At 71.2% G+C, this 18,659-nt stretch carries 17 protein-coding genes and 1 pseudogene; 10 read left to right on the plus strand and 8 right to left on the minus strand.

From position 1 onward, the window contains the following. Positions 1–6 precede the first annotated feature (6 nt). The 4 genes and pseudogenes from thiI to ACWGDB_RS07405 all read left to right on the plus strand — a co-directional run bounded on the left by thiI (position 7) and on the right by ACWGDB_RS07405 (position 4,607). Positions 7–1,232: pseudogene (thiI, locus tag ACWGDB_RS07390) on the plus strand (tRNA uracil 4-sulfurtransferase ThiI). Positions 1,233–1,395: 163 nt separating this feature from the next. Next, on the plus strand, positions 1,396–2,190 hold the full coding sequence (locus ACWGDB_RS07395) for a 2,3-dihydro-2,3-dihydroxybenzoate dehydrogenase (RefSeq protein WP_453821528.1): 795 nt from the start codon (positions 1,396–1,398) through the stop codon (positions 2,188–2,190). Positions 2,191–2,315: 125 nt separating this feature from the next. Then, a complete protein-coding gene (locus ACWGDB_RS07400) occupies positions 2,316–3,959 on the plus strand; it encodes a (2,3-dihydroxybenzoyl)adenylate synthase (RefSeq protein ID WP_453821644.1) in 1,644 nt (547 codons plus the stop codon). A 15-nt stretch (positions 3,960–3,974) separates the two neighbouring features. Further along, positions 3,975–4,607, plus strand: coding sequence for an isochorismatase family protein (locus ACWGDB_RS07405; RefSeq protein WP_453821529.1), 633 nt, complete (start codon positions 3,975–3,977; stop codon positions 4,605–4,607). 28 nt (positions 4,608–4,635) lie between these two features. On the opposite strand, the gene ACWGDB_RS07410 is transcribed toward ACWGDB_RS07405, so the two are convergent. The 7 genes from ACWGDB_RS07410 to ACWGDB_RS07440 all read right to left on the minus strand — a co-directional run bounded on the left by ACWGDB_RS07410 (position 4,636) and on the right by ACWGDB_RS07440 (position 12,224). Further along, positions 4,636–5,295, minus strand: a complete 660-nt coding sequence (locus ACWGDB_RS07410; protein ID WP_453821530.1) for an isochorismatase family protein — start codon at positions 5,293–5,295, stop codon at positions 4,636–4,638. Between the two features lie 19 nt (positions 5,296–5,314). Continuing rightward, positions 5,315–6,019: a DUF2470 domain-containing protein gene (locus tag ACWGDB_RS07415; protein WP_453821531.1), complete on the minus strand. Its 705-nt coding sequence runs from the start codon at positions 6,017–6,019 to the stop codon at positions 5,315–5,317. Positions 6,020–6,171: 152 nt separating this feature from the next. Then, positions 6,172–8,022 carry an SIP domain-containing protein gene (locus ACWGDB_RS07420; protein WP_453821532.1) on the minus strand — a complete coding sequence of 617 codons (1,851 nt, stop codon included), beginning with the start codon at positions 8,020–8,022 and terminating at the stop codon, positions 6,172–6,174. A 125-nt stretch (positions 8,023–8,147) separates the two neighbouring features. After that, positions 8,148–9,194, minus strand: a complete 1,047-nt coding sequence (locus tag ACWGDB_RS07425) for an ABC transporter substrate-binding protein (RefSeq protein ID WP_453821533.1) — start codon at positions 9,192–9,194, stop codon at positions 8,148–8,150. Positions 9,195–9,196: 2 nt separating this feature from the next. Beyond that, a complete protein-coding gene (locus tag ACWGDB_RS07430; protein ID WP_453821645.1) occupies positions 9,197–9,973 on the minus strand; it encodes an ABC transporter ATP-binding protein in 777 nt (258 codons plus the stop codon). 125 nt (positions 9,974–10,098) lie between these two features. Then, positions 10,099–11,178, minus strand: coding sequence for a FecCD family ABC transporter permease (locus tag ACWGDB_RS07435; protein WP_453821534.1), 1,080 nt, complete (start codon positions 11,176–11,178; stop codon positions 10,099–10,101). Beyond that, positions 11,178–12,224, minus strand: coding sequence for a FecCD family ABC transporter permease (locus ACWGDB_RS07440; RefSeq protein ID WP_453821535.1), 1,047 nt, complete (start codon positions 12,222–12,224; stop codon positions 11,178–11,180). Before ACWGDB_RS07440 ends, ACWGDB_RS07435 begins: the two co-directional genes overlap by 1 nt. Before the next feature lie 134 nt (positions 12,225–12,358). Here ACWGDB_RS07440 and ACWGDB_RS07445 point away from each other — a divergent pair, with 134 nt between their 5' ends. The 4 genes from ACWGDB_RS07445 to ACWGDB_RS07460 all read left to right on the plus strand — a co-directional run bounded on the left by ACWGDB_RS07445 (position 12,359) and on the right by ACWGDB_RS07460 (position 16,257). Beyond that, on the plus strand, positions 12,359–13,126 hold the full coding sequence (locus ACWGDB_RS07445; RefSeq protein ID WP_453821536.1) for an AraC family transcriptional regulator: 768 nt from the start codon (positions 12,359–12,361) through the stop codon (positions 13,124–13,126). Positions 13,127–13,382: 256 nt separating this feature from the next. Next, on the plus strand, positions 13,383–14,426 hold the full coding sequence (gene argB / locus ACWGDB_RS07450) for an acetylglutamate kinase (protein WP_453821537.1): 1,044 nt from the start codon (positions 13,383–13,385) through the stop codon (positions 14,424–14,426). Positions 14,427–14,614: 188 nt separating this feature from the next. Further along, on the plus strand, positions 14,615–16,006 hold the full coding sequence (locus ACWGDB_RS07455; RefSeq protein WP_453821538.1) for a lysine N(6)-hydroxylase/L-ornithine N(5)-oxygenase family protein: 1,392 nt from the start codon (positions 14,615–14,617) through the stop codon (positions 16,004–16,006). 41 nt (positions 16,007–16,047) lie between these two features. Continuing rightward, on the plus strand, positions 16,048–16,257 hold the full coding sequence (locus ACWGDB_RS07460; protein ID WP_453821539.1) for an MbtH family protein: 210 nt from the start codon (positions 16,048–16,050) through the stop codon (positions 16,255–16,257). A 25-nt stretch (positions 16,258–16,282) separates the two neighbouring features. Here the strand turns inward: ACWGDB_RS07460 and ACWGDB_RS07465 are convergent, their stop codons facing one another. Beyond that, entirely contained in the window at positions 16,283–16,810 is a 528-nt protein-coding gene (locus ACWGDB_RS07465) for a GNAT family N-acetyltransferase (protein ID WP_453821540.1), read from the minus strand. Between the two features lie 145 nt (positions 16,811–16,955). On the opposite strand from ACWGDB_RS07465, the gene ACWGDB_RS07470 reads away from it, so the two are divergent. Both ACWGDB_RS07470 and entS read left to right on the plus strand, forming a co-directional pair. Continuing rightward, positions 16,956–17,222, plus strand: a complete 267-nt coding sequence (locus tag ACWGDB_RS07470) for a phosphopantetheine-binding protein (RefSeq protein ID WP_453821541.1) — start codon at positions 16,956–16,958, stop codon at positions 17,220–17,222. Continuing rightward, positions 17,209–18,576, plus strand: a complete 1,368-nt coding sequence (gene entS, locus ACWGDB_RS07475; protein ID WP_453821542.1) for an enterobactin transporter EntS — start codon at positions 17,209–17,211, stop codon at positions 18,574–18,576. The genes ACWGDB_RS07470 and entS overlap by 14 nt, the downstream gene beginning before the upstream one ends. Positions 18,577–18,659 lie beyond the last annotated feature (83 nt).

Here is an 18,659-nt window from a genome sequence, read left to right on the forward strand (position 1 = left end):
ACGCGCATGTCCGGTTTCAGCAGCCCCTGCGTGTTGCTCAAACACGGGGAGGTCTTCCTCAAGGGGCGCAACCGCCACCGTTTCCACGAGCGACTGCACGACAACCTTCGGGTCGCGCTGCGCGGCATCGGAGGCTCGACGTGGATCAAGACCGCTCAGAACGTCACGGTGCTGGGCGGCGAGGTTCCGCGGGAGGCTCTCGTGGAGCGGGCCCGCAGGGTGATCGGCTTCAACTCCGTGGAGCCGGCCGTGCGGGTGCCCAGCACCGTCGAGGACATCGCACGGGCGTCCGTCGAGGCGTTGGCCGGTCAGCGGCAGGGATGCGGTTTCGCTGTGCGGGTCAAGCGGCGGGACAAGCAGTTCCCGCTGACATCGTCCCGGTTGGAGGCGTACCTGGGGGCCCGGGTCCTGGAGGAGGTCGCCGACCTGCGCGTCGATCTGTCCCGGCCGGACGTCGTGCTGACCGTGGAGATCGACCGCAAGGAGCGTATCTCTCCTGGGCCCGGCACCCCGGTGTATCCGGGCTGCCGGTCGGTTCCAGCGGGCGTGCCCTGGTGCTGCTGTCGGGCGGCTACGACTCCCCCGTGGCCGCCCACCGGGCCATGCGGCGCGGACTGGCCTGCGACTTCGTGCACTTCAGCGGGGCTCCGTACACGAACCCGTCGTCGGTCTACAAGGCGTACGCCCTCGCCCGCGAGCTGAACCTCTACCAGCCGCCCGGCCACCTTCACGTCATCGCGCTGGGCAAGGCCCAGAAGCAGCTGGCGGTGGCCGGTGCGGGACGGCTGCAGGTCGTCGCCCAGCGGCGGCTGATGGTGCGAGCGGCCTCCGCGCTCGCCGTCCGCACCGAGGCGCAGGCCCTGGTCACCGGCGACAGCCTCGGGCAGGTGGCGAGCCAGACGCTGGCCAACCTGGCCGCGGTGGACGAGGCGGCGGCCCTGCCGTTGCTGCGTCCGCTGATCGGCTGGGAGAAGCAGGAGATCATCGACGAGGCCCGGTCCATCGGCACTGCCGGCATCTCGGTCCTCCCCGACGAGGACTGCTGCCAACTCCTGGCGCCGCCACGAGCCACCACCCGGGCCGGGCTGCCCCGTCTACGGGCGGTGGAGAAGCGGCTCGACCTCGACGAGGTGACGGCGGCACTGCTCGACAACATGCAGGTGCTGCTGCCCGGCGAGGACACCGTCGTGGCCCCGGTGACTGGATCCGGGCATGTGCCGGCGCCCGCCTGAGCACCTCAGGGAGGTTTACGAGGGAGAAAACTATAGTTAGGCTAACCTAACTTGAGCCTCGCGCTCTTGGTCATGCCGATCAATTCCACGGAGAGGCCATGTCGCCGTCCCGCCCCGCACCTTCCCTCCGTCGTCACGACGCCGCCGGGAAGGCCGTGGCCGAGTGAGCGCGGAGCTGGAACTGGCCGGGCGGCTCGCCCTGGTCACCGGGGCGGCCCGGGGCATCGGCGCCGCCGTGGTCGAGGTGCTCGCCGAGCAGGGTGCGCGCGTGATCGCCACCGACACCGACGAAGCCGGAGCCAAGGCGCTGGCCGATCGGTGTGGGCACCGGGTCACCGCGCACGCTCTCGACGTCACCGACGCCGGGGCGGTCGAGAACGCCGTCGCCGAGGCCGAACGCACTCTCGGTCCGCTGGACATCGTGGTCAACGTGGCCGGCATCCTGCGAAGCGCTGCCGTGGTCGACCTGGACGACGAGGACTGGGCCGCCGTCTTCGCCGTCAACACCAACGGCGTCTTCCATGTGTCCCGCGCCGCCGCCCGCCGCATGGCGGAGCGTGGCCGGGGCAGCATCGTCACCGTCGCCTCCAACGCCGCCGGCATCCCACGCAGCGGCATGGCCGCGTACGCCGCCTCCAAGGCCGCCGCCGTGATGTTCACCAAGTGCCTGGGACTTGAGGTCGCCCCGCACGGGGTGCGCTGCAACACCGTGTCGCCGGGCTCCACCTTGACCGACATGCAGCGCGCGATGTGGGAGAGGTCTCCCGGGGGCGAGGCGACGGGCCGGCGTGCCGTCATCGACGGCGACCTGGCGTCGTACCGCACCGGCATACCGCTGGGCCGGATCGCCGAGCCGACCGACATCGCGCACGCGGTCGCCTTCCTGGTGTCCGACCGTGCCCGTCACATCACCCTGCACGACCTGTACGTCGACGGCGGCGCCACCCTGCGCGCCTGACCGCAACGGCGGGCAGCCCGCCGAATTCCTTGCCTTCGTACCTTCCTGAACATAGTGGGAGCCCCGCCGTGACCGTCGACCCGACATCCGCCCGCCCCGGCAGAACCGGCCCAGGCATCGAAGCCGTGGACGCGCTGACCCCGGGCGTCGACGCGCCCACCTGGCCGGCCGAGTTCGCCGAGCGCTACCGCGCGGCCGGCCACTGGCGCGGCGAGACCTTCGGCGGCATGCTGCGCGAGCGGGCCGCCGACCACCCCGACCGGATCGCCCTGGTCGACCCGGCGCCGGAGCGCCGCACCTGGACGTACCGGCAACTGGACGAGGCCGCAGACCGGCTGGCCGCCGGGTTCGCGGCGCGCGGGATCGGCCGCGGCGACCGGGTGGTCGTACAGCTGCCGAACATCGGCGAGTTCGCCGAAGTGGTCTTCGCCCTGTTCCGCGTCGGCGCCCTGCCCGTGTACGCCCTTCCGGCCCACCGGGAAACCGAGATAAGCCACTTCTGCTCTTTCTCGGAAGCCGTCGCGTACGTCATCCCGGACCTGCTCGCCGGGTTCGACCACCGCACCCTGGCCACGGTGGTCCAGCAGCAGACTCCGGGCCTCAAGCACGTCTTCGTCGTCGGTGAGCCCGGTGAGCACACCGCGCTGTCCGACGTGCCGTGCGATCCTTCGGTGCCGTTCGCCGGGCCGGAGCCGCACGAGCTGGCCTTCCTGCAGCTGTCCGGCGGTACGACCGGGGTGTCCAAGCTGATCCCCCGCACCCACGACGACTACGTCTACTCCTTGCGCGGCTCCAACGAGATCTGCGGCGTCGACGAGGACACCCGCTTCCTCGTCGTCCTCCCCGCCGCCCACAACTTCCCGATGAGCTCACCGGGGTGGCTCGGCACCCTCTACGCAGGCGGCACGGTCGTCCTGTGTCCGAGGCCCGATCCCGCGACCGCGTTCCCCCTGATCGAGCGGGAGCGGATCACCATGACCGGACTCGTGCCGCCACTCGCCCTGGTGTGGACGACGTCGGCAGCGCAGGCCGGAGAAGGCCTGTCCAGTCTGGAGCTGATCCTGGTCGGCGGTGCCAAGTACAGCGAGCAGGCCGCCCGTCGGCTGGAGCCCGCGCTCGGCTGCCGGCTGATGCAGGTCTTCGGCATGGCGGAGGGACTGGTCAACTACACGCGGCTGGACGACGACGAGGAGACGGTCGTCACCACCCAGGGCCTGCCGATCTCCCCCGACGACGAGATCCGGATCGTGGACGATGTCGACCAGGAAGTGCCGGAGGGCGAGTTCGGGCATCTGCTCACCCGCGGCCCGTACACGATCCGCGGCTACTGGCGGGCCGACGAGCACAACCGGACCGCGTTCACCGAGGACGGCTTCTACCGCACCGGCGACATCGTGCGCCGCGTCCCGACCGGCCATCTCGTGGTGGAGGGGCGGGCCAAGGACCAGATCAACCGGGGCGGTGAGAAGGTCGCGCCGGAGGAGGTCGAGAACGTCATCCTCGCCCACCCGTCGGTGCACGACGTCTCCTTGGTCGCCGTGCCCGACGAGTTCCTCGGTGAACGCACCCTCGCCTACGTGATCCTGCGCGCGGACGCCGAGCCGCTGAAGGCCTCCCAGATCAGGACCTTCGTCCGCGAACGCGGGATCGCCGCCTACAAGGTCCCCGATCTCGTCCAGTTCGTCGACGCCTTCCCGCAGACCGGCGTCGGCAAGGTCAGCAAGAAGGGTCTGCGGTCGGCTGCCGCGACCTCGACAGAGCAGCACTGAAAGGTCGGCCCACCCATGGCGATCCCGCCCATCACCGCCTACCCGCTTCCGGCCCCGGAACGGTTGCCCGCCAACCGGGTGTCCTGGACCGTGGACCCGGCCCGCGCCGTGCTGCTCGTGCACGACCTCCAGCAGCACTTCCTGTCCGCGTTCCCCGCCGGTGAACAGCCGTTGACCGGGATGCTCGCCAACACCTCCCGGCTGCTGAAGGAAGCCCGCCGGACCGGTGTGCCGGTGGTCTACTCGGCCCAGCGCGGCGGCCAGACGCCGGAAGAACGCGGACTCCAGCTCGACTTCTGGGGCCCGGGGGTGGCCGACGATCCGGCCGCTCTGGCCGTACCGGAAGTGGTGGCGCCCGAGGCCGGTGACAGGCTGCTGACCAAGTGGAAGTACAGCGCCTTCGCGCGCACCGACCTGGAGGAGTGGCTGCGCGGCTGGGACCGCGACCAGCTGGTGATCGTCGGCGTGTACGCGCACATCGGCGTCATGATGACGGCCTGCGACGCGTGGACGCGGGACATCCAGGCCTTCGTTGTCGCCGACGCCATCGCCGACTTCTCCCCCGAGGAGCACGAGATTGCGCTGCGCTGGTCCGCCGGGCGCTGCGCCGTGGTGACCACGACGGACGATGTGCTGCAACAGCTCTGACGCACCGCCGGGCCGGAGGACGACCCTCCTACCCAGCCTCGACGCCGGCTCGGCCGCTGTGGAACGCCTCCACCACTGAGTCGGTGAGCGTGACCGCCGCGCAGGTCGCCGCCATCCACTGGAGGGCCATGGCGTGGCGGTCGGCGGCCTCGTCGACCACCGCGTCGGCGACGACGAAGGGACGCAGGTCCTGCATCCAGGCGTCCGCGGCGGTGAGCAGTACGTCCGTGTGCGCGGGCGCGCCGACGACGACCAGTTGGTCGCGTCCCAGTTCCTTCAAGCGCGCCCGCAGCCGGGTTCCGGCGAACGCGCTGTACCGCTTGGCCGTGAACACGGTGTCACCGGGCTGCGGTTGGACGACGTCCGCGACCGCGCGGGCCGCGGCCTCGGCCGGTGGTTCCGGGGAGACCGGGCCCCGTCTGTCTCCCCACGCCGCCGCCCGCTGCCCGGGAACCCGTACGACGTACACGACGGGGACCGCGGCCGATCGGGCGGAATGTGTTAACCGGCAGGCGTTGGCGAGGAGTTCCCCCACCGGCGCCCGGTCCTGGAGGGCGTGCAGGAGGTGCCGCTGCACATGCTGCACGAGGAGTGCCGACCTGCGCGGGTCGAGGCTCCACGACGGCCCGTCGACGGGCAGCGAACTCGCCGTGGGCATGAGGTAGGAGGCGGTGCGGGAGAGCGTCATGGGTTCGGCCTTTCGCGGCTCAGGTCATGAGACGGCCCGTGTGGGAGAGGCGGCGGGCCGCGGCCAGCAAGGCGTGGATCTGCGGACCGACGTGATCGATGTGATGCACGGGCTTGTGGAAGGGCAGGCGGATGTCGCGGTGGGTACGCGCGTGTTCCAGGCGCAGGGTCAGTCCGTAGCGGTCGATGCCGACGGGGAGAGCGCGCCGCACACCGCTGTCCGGCTGCGGGCGGACCAGGCGCAGGAGCAGGGGGACGAGTTCGGGGTGGTCGTCGACGAGGTGGGTCAGCATGCCCGCCTCGCTCGTCGCCAGCGGGTCGAGCTCGGCCGCCTCCAGTTCCTGGAGGGTCACATAGGCGCGTCCGGTGTCGTCCTCCAGCACGCACTGCCCGAGTTCCATGCAGGTGCTCTCGGTGGCCTCGGGGTCGTACGGCGCGGCCAGCAGTCCGGTCAGGGTGACTCGGGCGCGCAGCCGGTCGCGTACGGGTGTGGGCGCGACGTCGGTGAGTTCCAGCCGGACCGGCACCCGCCCGCCCGGCGGGGAGCCGGGTCCTTCGAACGGCGCGTGCAGATGGACGTGGCCCATGACTCCGGCGCCGTCCAGACGCCGGACTTCGCTGTGCAGTCCGTCGGTCACCACGGTCATCGAGTGGGCGACGGACAGGATCGAGCGAGCGCGCTCGGCGGCTGTCGGCGCGGCCGCGCGCAGGGGAATACGACGCATCCGGATCCTTCCGGAGAATCCAGTGAGTTAGGTGAGCCTAACCTTACTTACTAACCTCTTTCTTGTCAGGCCGAAAGCCCTAATCGCAAGCGGCCCGGTCACGCGCGTGAGCGCGAGGCCGGGCCGCTTGGAGGTGATCCGCTGGGGAGTGCTCAGCTCTTCCCGTGCCCGACGACCCACAACCGGTGGTCCCAGCCGATGTCACGGCGGGCACGCACCGTCAGCCCGGCCTGTCCGACAAGCCGTGCGATGTGCTCCTCGTCCCGCACCCCGGAACCGAAGGCGCACTTCAGACGCAGGTGGTGCAGGACCGCGTCGATGTCGTCCGGGTCGGCCGGCGTCACCTGCTCGACAAGGACCAGCGTGCCGGCGGGCGCGAGCGCATCGCCCGCCTCGGCGAGAACCTGTACGGCGTCCTCGTCCGCAAGCCACTCCAGCTGACGGGACATCAACAGCGTGTCGGCGCCGCCGGGTACGCCCGAGGCGCGCGGCACCAGCTCGACGCGCGGCAGCACATCGGTGTCGAGCAGTTCCTCGCGCAGCACCCGCAGCGCCGAGGGCAGGGCCGCGATCCGGGCGCGCAGCCCCGGGAACGACTTGACCAGGGCGTTGACGACAGTCGCCGAGCCGTGGCCGGTCGCGGTGAGTACAGGCACCGCCGACCAGTCGTACGCCCCGGCCACGCCGGGGGCGACCCAGCGGGCCTCGTCCTCGACCGCCGCGCGAGCGGTGCCGGCGAGGCGGGGGTCGTCGGCCATGGCTGCGGCGAGGGTCTCGCCGCCCTGGGTGCGGTACCCGGCCTCGCCGGTGCGCAGGGTGTGCAGCAGTCCGCTGAAGGAGGCGTCCATGGCGGCCTGGGCGCCGCCGAGGTGGTACTCGTACGCCGAGTGGTCGTCGTCGACGAGTTCCTCGCCGATCGCGGCGAGACGGTAGCCGCCGTCACCGTCGTCGGCCAGGACGTCGAGGTGGGCCAGGTAGGCCAGGAGCGCGGTGAGGGCGGAGGGGTCGGCGCCGGTGCGGGCGGCGAGCTCGGCCGGCGTGCGCACACCGGAGGCCACCAGTTCGAAGACGTCCAGGGTGACGGCCGCGCGGATGGCATAGCCAGGGGCCAGGTCGGTCAGCTCATGCAGCCGCTCGTGCGCGTCGTCCTCCTCGGCCTCCGTGTCCTGTGCGGCCGTGGCGCCGGGAGCGGCGGTTTCGGTGCGGCGCCAGTAGCCGGTGACGTCCAGCTGCTCACGGGGCACCTGACGCTCGGTCACCAGATGGCGGCGGATGCCCTTGAGGGTGACGGCCTCGCCGGCCACCCAGGCGAAGACGCTGCCCGGCAGCCACTCCATGTCGCGTACGGCTTGCTCCAGCAGGTCGCCGGTGCCGGCCGGGGTGCCCTGGCGCGACAGCCAGACGATGTCGGCGTCGGCGCAGGTGGGCAGTTCCTGGCGGTGGCTGTCCTCGCCGACCTCGATGAAAACCCTGGCCCGCGTGCCCTCGGGCATCTCCGCGAGCCACCGGCCGATGGCGGGCAGGGCGGTCTCGTCGCCCACGACGAGCAGCCAGTCGGCGCCCTCGGGATGGCTGTGGGACATCTTGGGCCCGGCGATCCAGGCGCTCTCGCCGGGCTTGACGCGTTCGGCCCAGCCGGAGGCGATGCCGCCCTCGTGCCGGACGAAGTCGAAGTCGATCTCGCCTGCCTCGGGGTCGAAGCGGACCGGCGTGTAGTCCTTGCAGACGGGCCGTGTATCCGCCGGCCAGTCCAGGCTGCTGACGTTCTGCCGGGGCAGGATGAGGTGTCCGCTCTCGTCGGTGAAGAAGAACTTCACGTGGTCGTCGAAGCCCTCCGTGCGCAGTCCGGGCAGGTCCAGACCGTCCCGGGTGAAGGCGCGCAGCTGTTCACCGCCGAGGGTCAGTCGACGCATCCCCGGCGTGATGTTCTCGGCGCGCAGCACGGTCAGCTCCCTGAGCACGATGGGGAACGTGACGACCGAACGGGGGCTGCGGGTGGGCATGTTGCTGCTCCTTAGTCATGACGCGCGGTCCCCGCGGGTGCGGGGACGCGGATGCGCCGCGAACGCGCCCCGGCCGCCGGGCTGGTGGGCCCGGCAGCCGGACAGCGGCGGACGGCGCGGTCGTGCTACTTGCCGGCGACGGCGTCGGCCAGGATCGGGGTGAGCTTCTCGGCCACCCACGGGGAGCTGAGCGCGTCCGGGTAGGCGACGGCGGAGGCCAGGGTGTTCTCAGAGGGCACGATCGCGTAGTGCTTGGCCTGAACCGCCTTAAGGGACTTGAAGAGCTTGTTCTTCTCCAACTCGGCGGCGGAGATCAGCCCGTTGTCACCGAAGGGGTACGTCATCAGAAGGACATCCGCCTCCAGCTCGTCCAGGTTCTCCAGGCTGACGGCGTTCTTGTCCGCGGTGTACTTCTTGGAGTTGGCCGCCTTGGTCAGGCCCAGCCCCTCGAAGACGCCGGGGTCCTGGTCGGCGTACGACATGTAGGTGATCTGCTCCGGGTGGACGACCGCGTACGTGTACGTCTTGCCCTTGAACTCGGGGTGTGCGGCGGCCGCGTCGGCGAAGGCCTTCTCGTTGGCGGCGATGATCTCCTCGGCCTTGTCGGTCAGACCGAGCGCCTTCGCGGCGGTGGTCAGCCGCTCCTGCCAGGTGAGGGTGTCGGCGCCCTTCTTGTCCGCATAGGTGACGACCGGGGCGATGGGCGAGAGCTTGGCGTAGTCGGTGTCCATCGACCAGGTGTTCATGCCGAGGATGATGTCCGGCGCCGCGGTGGCGATGGCCTCGAAGTCGGTGCCGTCGGTGTCGTCGTACGTCTTCAGCTTGCCGGCGCCGAGCTTGTCGATGGCGCGCTGCTTGTACTCGGGGACGGGGCCGCCGTCCTCGGCGTCCGGGGTGATGACGGGGACCAGACCGAGGGCGAGGGCGATGTCGGTGTCGCCGTCGGAGACGGTGGCGACCTTGACCGGCTTCTTGTCGACGTCGGTCTTGCCCCACGCGTTGGTGAGGGACACCGGGAAGGCCGCGGAGCCGGCGTCGGCGGAGGACTTCGACTCCGACTTGGCGTCGTCGTCCGAGCCGGCGCAGCCGGTGGCCAGCGCGAGACAGGCGGCCATGGCCACGAGGGTGCGGGCGGCGCCGCGGCGGCCGAAGGGTCTGGGAAGGCGGTTCACTTTCAGTTCTCCTCGTTGAGGTGACGGCGACCCAGAGGGAAGATCTGGGGCCGGTCGGTGCGGGGGTGCGGCACGACGACGCAGTCCAGGCCGAAGACCTCGGCCACGGTGCGTTCGTCGAGCACGTCTTCCGGGGACCCTTGGCGCACGATGCGGCCGTCGCGCAGGGCGACGATCGTGTGGGCGTACAGGGCCGCCTGGTTGAGGTCGTGGGAGACGAGCACGATCGTCTTGCCGGTCGACTCGTTGAGGTCGGCCAGCAGGTCCATCACCTCGATCTGGTGCGCGATGTCCAGATAGGTGGTGGGCTCGTCCAGAAGCAGGGTCGGGGTGTTCTGGGCCAGGGCGAGCGCGATCCACACGCGCTGACGCTGCCCGCCGGAGAGTTCGTCGACGGGCCGGTCGATGAGGTCGGCGGTGCCGGTGGCCGTGAGAGCCTCGGCGATCACCAGTTCGTCGGCGGCGGTACGGCGCTGTCCGAACCGGCGATGCGGGTGGCGGCCGCGCCAGACGAGGTCGCCCACGGTGATGGACTCCGGCGCGACGGGCGACTGGGGCAGGATGCCGAGGCGGCGGGCCACGTCGCGGGTACGCAGCGAGTGGATCTCGGCGCCGTCGAGCAGCACCGAGCCCGCCGCGATCGGCAGCAGCCGTGCCATGGACTTCAACAGGGTTGACTTGCCACAGGCGTTGGGCCCGACGAGGGTGGTGATCCGGCCGGTCTCGACGCTGAGCGACAGTTCCTCGATCACGTACGCGTCGCCGTATCCGGCGGAGATGCCGCGTGCTTCGAGGCCGTGGGTGCCGGGTGGGGTGGCGGCGGCCTGCCGGTCGGTGACGCCCCGCTGGTCGAAGGCGGTCTGCCGACCGGTGGCGGACTGCCCGTTCACGGTGGTCTGTTCCTTCACGAGACGGCTCCCTGTCTGCGCCGGAGGATCAGCCAGACGAAGTACGGCGCGCCGAGCAGCGCGGTGAGGACCCCGGTGGGCACCGGGCTGATCAGGGGCGCGTTCTGCGCGAGGACGTCGGAGCCGATCACCAGCACCGAACCGACCAGCGGCGCGAGCGCGGTGGAGCGGTCGCCGCCGACCAGCCGGACCGCGATGGGCCCGCTGATCAGGGACACGAACGCGATCGGGCCGACCACGCTGGTGGCCAGGGCGGCCGCGGCGGCACCGACCAGCAGCGCGGCGATCCTGGCGCGGGCCACGCGCGTGCCCAGCCCGACGGCGAGCTGGTCGCCGAGGGCCATCCCGCTCATCGACCGGTGCAGCAGAGCCGCGCCGGTCAGACAGAGGGCCAGCGCGACGGCGAGCGTGCGGACGCCCTGCCAGTCGGCGCCGTTGGTGCTGCCGATCATCCAGCGCATCACCACGGCGATGCTGTCCTCACCCGCGACGGTGAAGAGGTAGTTGGTATAGGCGGTGCACGCGGCGCTGAGCCCGATGCCCACGAGGATCAGCCGGTAGGTGTCCACCCCGCGCTGCCAACTGAGCGCGTGCACGGCGGCGAGGAGCGTGAAGGCTCCGGCGAGTGCGGCGAGCGACGGCCCGAAGGCGAAGGCGGAGGGTGCGAGCAGCAGGATCGTGGCGGCGCCCGCGGAGGCGCCGGCCGAGATGCCGACGACGTCGGGCGTGGCCAGCGGGTTGCGGATGAGGCGCTGGTACAGCGCGCCCGCGAGCCCGAACAGGGCGCCGGCGAGCAGCGCGGCGAGGGCGCGTGGCATCCGCAGCTGGAAGATGAGGTAGTCGGCCAGTCCGTCGCGCAGTCCGAGCGCGGCCGGCAGGACATCACCGGGGGCGACGTTTCCGACACCGCCGAGAAGCACCGAGGCGGCGGTCAGACCGAGGAGCAGCGCGACCAGTACGACGGTCGCCACAGCGGTGCGGAGGTTGTGGGCGCGCCGGGCGGTGCGCAACGTGGCGGCAGTGCTCTGAAGCGTCGCGGCCGCGGCGGGGCGGCTCTTTCGGATCGCGGTCGCCATCACACCCGTACCAGGTTCCGGCGGCGGGCCAGCCACACGAAGAAGGGCGTACCGATCGCCGCGGTCATCACGCCGACCTGGATCTCCCCGTGGTCGAGGACGAGACGTCCGGCGATGTCGGCTCCGGTGAGCAGCACCGCCCCGAGGGCCGTGGCCAGCGGAAGCGACCAGCGGTGGTCGGGTCCGACGAGCATGCGCGCGCAGTGCGGGGCGACCAGACCGACGAAGGCGACCGGGCCGACGGCCGCGGTGGCCGCGGCGCACAGCAGTACGGCGACGGCGGCGCTCGCGAGCCGGGCACGCTCGACGGGGACGCCGAGGGCGCGGGCGGTGTCGTCTCCGAGGCTGAGGATGTTGAGGGTGCGGCCGAGCGGCAGCGCGAGCAGCAGCCCGGCGACGACGAACGGCCAGGCCTCGTCCAGGACCGAGGCCCGCCCGGTGAGCTGGCCGACCGACCAGAAGCGCAGATGGGCAAAGGCGGCGGCGTCCCGGACGACCATCAGGGTGATCAGTGAGGACATCACGGCGGCCAGTGACACCCCGGCGAGCACCAGTCCGATGGTGGAGCTGCCGGTGTTGGTGCGGGTGCCGATGAGGTGGACGAGGGCCGCGCTCACGGCGGAGCCGACGAGTGCGAGCCAGAAGTAGCCCTGGAGTCCGGAGACGTCGAGGAAGACGATGCCGAGCACCACGAACATCGCGGCCCCCTGCTGGATGCCGAGGATGCCGGGGTCGGAGAGCGGGTTCATGGTCAGCGCCTGCATGATCATCCCGGAGGCGCCGAGGGCGGCGCCGACCAGCAGGCCGAGGAACGTCCGCGGGATCCGCTCGGTCCACAGCACATGGGAGTTGTACGCCTCGTCCGCCGGGTGCAGCAGGATGCGGACGATCTCCGGCGCCGATATGTCCCGGGAGCCGAGCCCGATGCTCGCCACCAAGGTCACCGCCACCGCCACCGCCGCCAGCAGCAGCCAGGCGGTGCCTCGCGTGAAGCGGGTCCTTGACGCCGGGGGCGACGATGCCACCGGCGGGGACGTGGTTGTCATGATTTCTTCCGCTCCTCACGGTTGTACGGCGGGTTAGGTTACCCTTACCTTGCTTGCGGCCGATCCAACGTGGAGGCACAGGCCTCGAATTCAGAGGTCGGTCTGCACACCTGCGAGCCCACGGGGGGAATGTCGTGACACGAGGTGCGATCAGCACGCCGCATCCGGAACGGCCGGATCAGGAGCATCCGGTCGACGGTTTCGTCGCCGCGGAGGGACATCCCACGCATGTGCACGACTTCCACCAGTTCCTGTACGTGCCGATCGGACGCATCGTCGTCACGGCGGCCGGCGCGGACCATGTGCTCTGTCCGACGGTGGCCTTGTGGCTGCCGGCCGGGCTGCCGCACAGCGCCCGGTTCGATCCGGACTCACTGGTGATCAGCGAGTCGTTCGACGCCGAGCGGCACCGCCTGGCGTCGGAGGAGGCGCTGGTGGTGCACGTCGGTGAGGCGCAGCGCCGGCTTCTGTTCGCCCGGATGCGCACCCGGCAGACGGTGCCCGACGACGCGACGGTCTTCGCCGAGCTGACCGGGGAGAAGGAACTCCCCCTGCCACTGCCGCGACCGACCGGCAAGGCAGCCCGCGCGGTGGCCGGCGCACTGCTCCGCGACCCCGCCGACCAACGGACCGCGACCCAGTGGGCGGAGGAGCTGTACCTCAGCTCGACCAGCCTGCGCCGGGCGTTCCGCACGGAGACCGGACTGGCGTTCTCGGACTGGCGTACCCGGGTACGGCTCAACCGCTCGCTCGAACTGTTGGCCGAGGGGCACCAGGTCGGTGTCGTGGCGGTCCGGGTGGGCTTCGTGAGCACGAACGGCTTCATCCTCGCGTTCCGCAGGCACTTCGGCCGTACGCCCGGCGCCTACGTCCGCGAGCGGCTGGACCGGGCCGCGGGGTAGGGGCGTAACGCCGCCATAGAGGCCGGGCGAGTCACGCCCATCGGCCCCGCTCCACACGCACGTTGCGACCCAACGGGCAGTACTGCCGGTGCGCCCTTGCGGGGCGGGCCGGCGGTCCCGCCTGCATCGGAGCGCCTTTCCGCGCCCGCCCCCGATGGCCCGCACCCCCGCAAGCCCGCGCCCGAACCCCCGTTCGGGACGCCCAGACGACCCCATGGACTCCGCCCGGAGTCCCAGCGAAGGGACGAACGACGCGATGACGTCGACCGCAGCCGAGACGGGCAATGCCGCGACGACACCCGCACCCGCGGCCCGGGAGGCCACTCCCCCGGATCTCGGCGGAGCGAGGGGCGACACCGGGGACGGGCCCGGGATTCGCCCGGACGGCGAGGCGCCGCCGTGGCTGGAGGCGTACCGCGGCAGGACCGTCGTGGTGAAGTTCGGCGGCAACGCGATGGTCGACGAAGAGCTGAAGCGCACCTTCGCCCGGGACGTCGTCGCGCTGCACGCCGCCGGGATTCATCCGGTGGTGGTGCACGGCGGCGGACCGCAGATCAGTTCGCTGCTCTCCCGGCTCGACCTGGAGGTCCGGTTCACCGCGGGACTGCGGGTCACCACGCCCGAGGTGCTGGACGTCGTACGCATGGTCCTGGCCGGGCGCGTTCAGCGCGAGATCGTCGGCCTGATCAACGCGCACGGGCCGCTCGCCGTGGGACTGACGGGCGAGGACGCGCACACCCTCACCGCCGTGCGCCGGCCGGCGTGGGTCGACGGCGAGCCGGTGGACATCGGCCTGGTGGGCGATGTCGTCAAGGTCGCCCCGGAGACCGTGCGCGCACTGCTGGACCAGGGCCGTATCCCGGTGGTGTCACCCCTGGCCCGGGGCATCGGCGGCGAGGTCTTCAACGTCAACGCCGACCTCGCGGCGTCGGCGCTGGCGGGCACCCTGAACGCCGAGAAGCTGGTCGTGCTCACCGACGTCTCCGGGCTCTACGCCGACTGGCCCGAGAGCACCGAGATCGTCGAGCGGCTGGACGCGTCCGAACTGGAGGCGCTGCTGCCGGGCCTGGCGGACGGGATGGTCCCCAAGATGGAGGGCTGCCTGCGGGCCGTGCGTGCCGGAGTGCGCAGGGCACACGTGATCGACGGGCGGGTACCCCACGCCCTGATGCGCGTGTTCGGCGAGGAGAAGGTGGGCACGACGGTGCTGCCCGACGCGCTCCGGCCGGCACCCGATTCGCTCCGGCCGGTGCCCGATTCAACGTCCGCCGCCAAGTCCGTCGCTCTGCCTGGGAGTTGACGGGGCGGAACGCCTCCGTCCGCCGCCCGCGGCGGGCGTGAGAACTTGACACCCCCTCCGCCATAGGTGATTTTAGGCAAGCCTTACCTAAGTAAGAATCTTGTGTGTGGCCCTCGCCCGAAGTTCACATTCCCTGCGTCAGGCAGGCGACCGACCTCTGTGGGCGGGGCCCGAGCAAAGGACGAGCATTGTCAGCAGGGCACACAGGCACGAGGCGACACGACGAGCCGCCGGCCGACGATCTGGTCGGCATAGGCTTCGGCCCGGCCAATCTCGCACTCGCCATCGCGATCGAGGAACACAACGCCCACCGGGGTGACGCCCGCGCAGTGCGGGCGACCTTCACGGAGCGGCAAAGGGAGTTCGGCTGGCACCAGGGCATGCTGCTGGCCGGAGCCACCATGCAGGTGTCGTTCCTCAAGGACCTGGCCACGATGCGCGACCCCGGCAGCCGGTTCACGTTCCTGCGGTATCTGCACGAGCAGGGCCGTCTCACCGACTTCATCAACCAGAAGTCCTTCTTCCCGACGCGGATCGAGTTCCACGACTACCTCCGCTGGTGCGCCGCCATGGTGGCGGGACAGGTCCGCTACGGCCAGGAAGCCCACGCGATCCGGGCAGCGGAGCCCGACGGGCCGGTCCACACCCTGGAGGTGTTCACCCGGCCGTCCGGCGGCGCATCGGGCGAGGAATCGATTCTGCGGGCCCACAACGTCGTGGTCGGGACCGGGCTGCGGCCTAGGATCCCCGAGGGTCTGTCGACGGGACCGCATGTATGGCACAGCCGGGACCTGCTGTTCCGCGCCGGGTCCCTCACGGACCGCCCGCACAGCCGCTTCGCCGTCGTCGGCTCCGGCCAGTCGGCCGCGGAGGCAGCGGAGTTCCTGCACCGGGAGTTCCCGGACGCGGAGGTCTGCGCGGTGTTCGCCCGGTACGGCTACAGCCCCGCCGACGACAGCCCCTTCGCCAACCGCATCTTCGACCCCTCGGCGGTGGACGACTTCTACGCGGCGCCCGACGAGGTCAAGCAGTCCCTGTTGGACTATCACGCCAACACCAACTACTCGGTGGTCGACGCCGATCTGATCGACCAGCTCTACCGGACCGTCTACCAGGAGAAGGTGGCCGGCGCCGAGCGGCTGCGCATCCTCAACACGACCGCACTGGAGGCCGTCGAGGACCTCGCCGACGGCGCTCGCCTGGTGGTCCGCCGGCTCATCACCTCACAGACGGACACACTGGACTGCGACGCCGTGGTGCTTGCCACCGGCTATCAGCCCTCCGATCCGCGCGACCTGCTCGGGCCGATGGCCGAGGAGTGCCTGACGGACGGCCAGGGACGCCTGCGGATCGGCCGCGACCACCGGGTCGTCACCTCGCCGCGGGTTCGCGCCGGCATCTATGTGCAGGGCGCGGTGGCCCAGCACTCGCACGGCATCACGTCCTCACTCCTGTCCACCCTCGCGGTCCGAGCGGGCGAGCTCTGCGACGCCCTGCTGCTGGACCGGGCCGAGCGGGACACCTTGGACGAGGCCGCCGACGCCGACGCCGACGCCGACGACATCGCCGTACCGGCCTGAGTCCGGCACCACCCACACCACCCCACACAAGGAGAACAACCATGGCCGCCACCAACCCCTTCGAGGACGACGACGCCCGCTACCTGGTTCTGGTCAACGCGGAGAACCAGCACTCGCTGTGGCCGTCGTTCGCCGAGGTACCGGCGGGCTGGACCGTCGTCCACGGCGAGGACTCCCGGCAGAACTGCCTCGCCTTCGTGGACGGGCACTGGACCGACATGCGCCCGGCGAGCCTGGCGGCCCGTTCCTGACGGGCCGCCAGGCCACCGAGGCCGGTCAGAGCGCCAGACGCAGAACCCGTGAGCCCCTTCGCGGGTTCAGCGCGGCCGGCCAGGTGGCGGCATCCTCGGCAGGAGTGAACCCGTGCCGCAGGAACAGCGCCGCGTCACCGCTTGTCGCGGTGAACACCGACCGCACCGAGCGTGAGAGCGCCTCGGCGAGCAGCGCCCGGAGCAGAACCGAGCCGACACCCCGCCCCTGACTGGCCGCCGCCACACAGAAGTTGTAGACGATCGCGGTGCGCGCCGCGGCCGGGTCGTCACACCCCCAGCGGCACCGCAGAGCAACGCACCCCTCCACGCCACCCGTCGCCGACTCGGCGATCAGGAAGTCATCCGCGTCACTCACGTACTGCGCCAGAGGGCGCTCGCGCAGCTCTCCCGTGCCCGCGAAGGCACAGGAGAGGCGGTACAACGCGGGCGCGTCCTCGGGCTCGGCGTTCCGCACGACCAGCGGAGACAAGGCGCGGGGGGCGGGCACGGCGGGGGCGGAACAGAGCACGGAACGGATGTTCAGCGTGGTCATCGGCACTCTCGTCAGGGGGAGTTCGGCGGCACCCGCCACGAACGGCGGTGCGGGAAATCGGGGGACTTGACCCGGCCAACAATAGATTGTTAGGTAAGCCTTACCTAACTACACGCATCATCCATCATCGGGGAGAGAAAGCAACATGACCGACACATCCGGCCCACATCCCTTCACGCTTGAGCAACTGCGCAAGGACGTCGCGGAACTCCTCTACGTCGACGCGGAGGACGTGGAGGTCGACGAGGACGTGTTTCACCAAGGGCTGGACTCCGTACGGATGATGGCGCTCGTGGAAGGCTGGCGCGCCGCCGGGGCGCAGGTCGGATTCGCCGAACTGGCCGAGCGCCCGACCCTCACCGCATGGGCCGCACTCCTGTCCCCGGCCGGAGCCTCCCATGCGGATGCGTGATCTGCTGATCGACATCGAACCCCTGCGCACCAGCAGGGACTTCCGGGCCATCTTCGTCGCGCGCGTGGTGTCCCTGTTCGGCCTCGGCATGGCGACGGTGGCACTGGCGGCCCAGGTCTACGACCTGACCGAGTCCACATTCAGCGTCGCCGTCACCAGCATGGTCATGAGCGTGACGGTTCTGCTGGGCTCGCTGTGGGGCGGCTGGATGGCCGACCGTACGGACCGCAGGCGGCTCATCGTCGGCGCCCGCGCGACCGCCGCGGTCGCCTTCGCCGGGCTCGCGGCCAACGCCTTCGCGGCGGAACCCTCGCTCTGGGCGATCTACGGATGCGTCGCCGTGGACGGACTGGCCACCGGGGTGAGCGTCACCGCCCTGATGGCGGTCGCACCCACTCTGGTGCGGCCGGACCAGCTTCCGGCGGCCGGTGCGCTGATCTCCCTCACCGGTGAGATCGGCTCGATCTCCGCCCCGATGCTCGGCGGTGTGCTGCTCGCCGCCGCCGGACCCGGTCCGATGTTCGCCTTCACCGCCTTCACCACCGGCGTGACCACCCTGCTCATTCTGCGGGTCCGTCCCCTGCCGCCCGGCGCGAGCGAGGACGACGAGGACGGGACCGACGACGAGTACGGCAAGGACAGCGGCTCCCCGCTCGTGGCCTTCCGGTTCGCTCTGCGCAACCGGGTCGTGGGGGCGCTGCTCGCCCTGGGCGGTGTGACCGTGCTGTTCAACCTGCCGACGGTTCTCTTCCCCGAGCTGGTGGCCACCCGCTTCGGCGGCGGTGAGGTCGTCCTCGGCCTCCTCTACACCGCGCCCGCCGTGGGTGCCGTGCTCGTGTCCTCGACCAGCGGCTGGATCAGCCGCGCCGCGCGGCCCGGCCGCCTCCTGCTGATCGCCGCCCTCACCGGCGGCCTGGCGACCGTCGGCTTCGGCCTGAGCGGCCAGATCTGGATCGCCGTGGTGATGCTGGCCATCGGCGGTGCGGCCGGCACGGTGTACGAGATCCTCGAGTACGCCCTGGTCCAGCACAACACGCCCGACCGGCTGCGGGGCCGGGTGGTCAGCGTCATCACCGCTCAAGGCACCACGGGCGACGTGCTGGGCGATGTCGAAGTCGCCCTGGTGGCCCGGTGGTTCAACCCCGCCGGCGCGGCGGTCCTCAATGGAGCCGTGTGTGCCGTGGCAGCCGTCCTGGCCGCGCTCCTCGTGCCGGGGCTTCGCAAGGCCACCCTGCCACGTGACGCCGAGGAAGCCGACGACGGCCACTCCGGCCCGGCCGACGGCTCCGGCTCCGGCTCCGGCTCCGGCTCCGGCTCCGGCTCCGAACGAGACGTACCGGCCGCGGCCGGCTGAACAGCTCCGTTCCTTCTCCCACGCCGCACGGCCTGCGCCGCGGCGCCCGAACTCCTGTCCTTCTCCTGCGGACGATCCACCCG

This window comes from Streptomyces sp. NPDC055013 (assembly GCF_053608645.1).

Coding starts and splice junctions, on each gene's coding strand:
- ACWGDB_RS07405 (WP_453821529.1), top strand. CDS start 3,975: ATGGCGATCCCGCCCATCACCGCCTACCCGCTTCCGGCCCCGGAACGG.
- ACWGDB_RS07410 (WP_453821530.1), bottom strand. CDS start 5,295: ATGACGCTCTCCCGCACCGCCTCCTACCTCATGCCCACGGCGAGTTCG.
- ACWGDB_RS07415 (WP_453821531.1), bottom strand. CDS start 6,019: ATGCGTCGTATTCCCCTGCGCGCGGCCGCGCCGACAGCCGCCGAGCGC.
- ACWGDB_RS07420 (WP_453821532.1), bottom strand. CDS start 8,022: ATGCCCACCCGCAGCCCCCGTTCGGTCGTCACGTTCCCCATCGTGCTC.
- ACWGDB_RS07435 (WP_453821534.1), bottom strand. CDS start 11,178: ATGGCGACCGCGATCCGAAAGAGCCGCCCCGCCGCGGCCGCGACGCTT.
- ACWGDB_RS07440 (WP_453821535.1), bottom strand. CDS start 12,224: ATGACAACCACGTCCCCGCCGGTGGCATCGTCGCCCCCGGCGTCAAGG.
- argB (WP_453821537.1), top strand. CDS start 13,383: ATGACGTCGACCGCAGCCGAGACGGGCAATGCCGCGACGACACCCGCA.
- ACWGDB_RS07460 (WP_453821539.1), top strand. CDS start 16,048: ATGGCCGCCACCAACCCCTTCGAGGACGACGACGCCCGCTACCTGGTT.
- ACWGDB_RS07465 (WP_453821540.1), bottom strand. CDS start 16,810: ATGACCACGCTGAACATCCGTTCCGTGCTCTGTTCCGCCCCCGCCGTG.
- ACWGDB_RS07470 (WP_453821541.1), top strand. CDS start 16,956: ATGACCGACACATCCGGCCCACATCCCTTCACGCTTGAGCAACTGCGC.
- entS (WP_453821542.1), top strand. CDS start 17,209: ATGCGGATGCGTGATCTGCTGATCGACATCGAACCCCTGCGCACCAGC.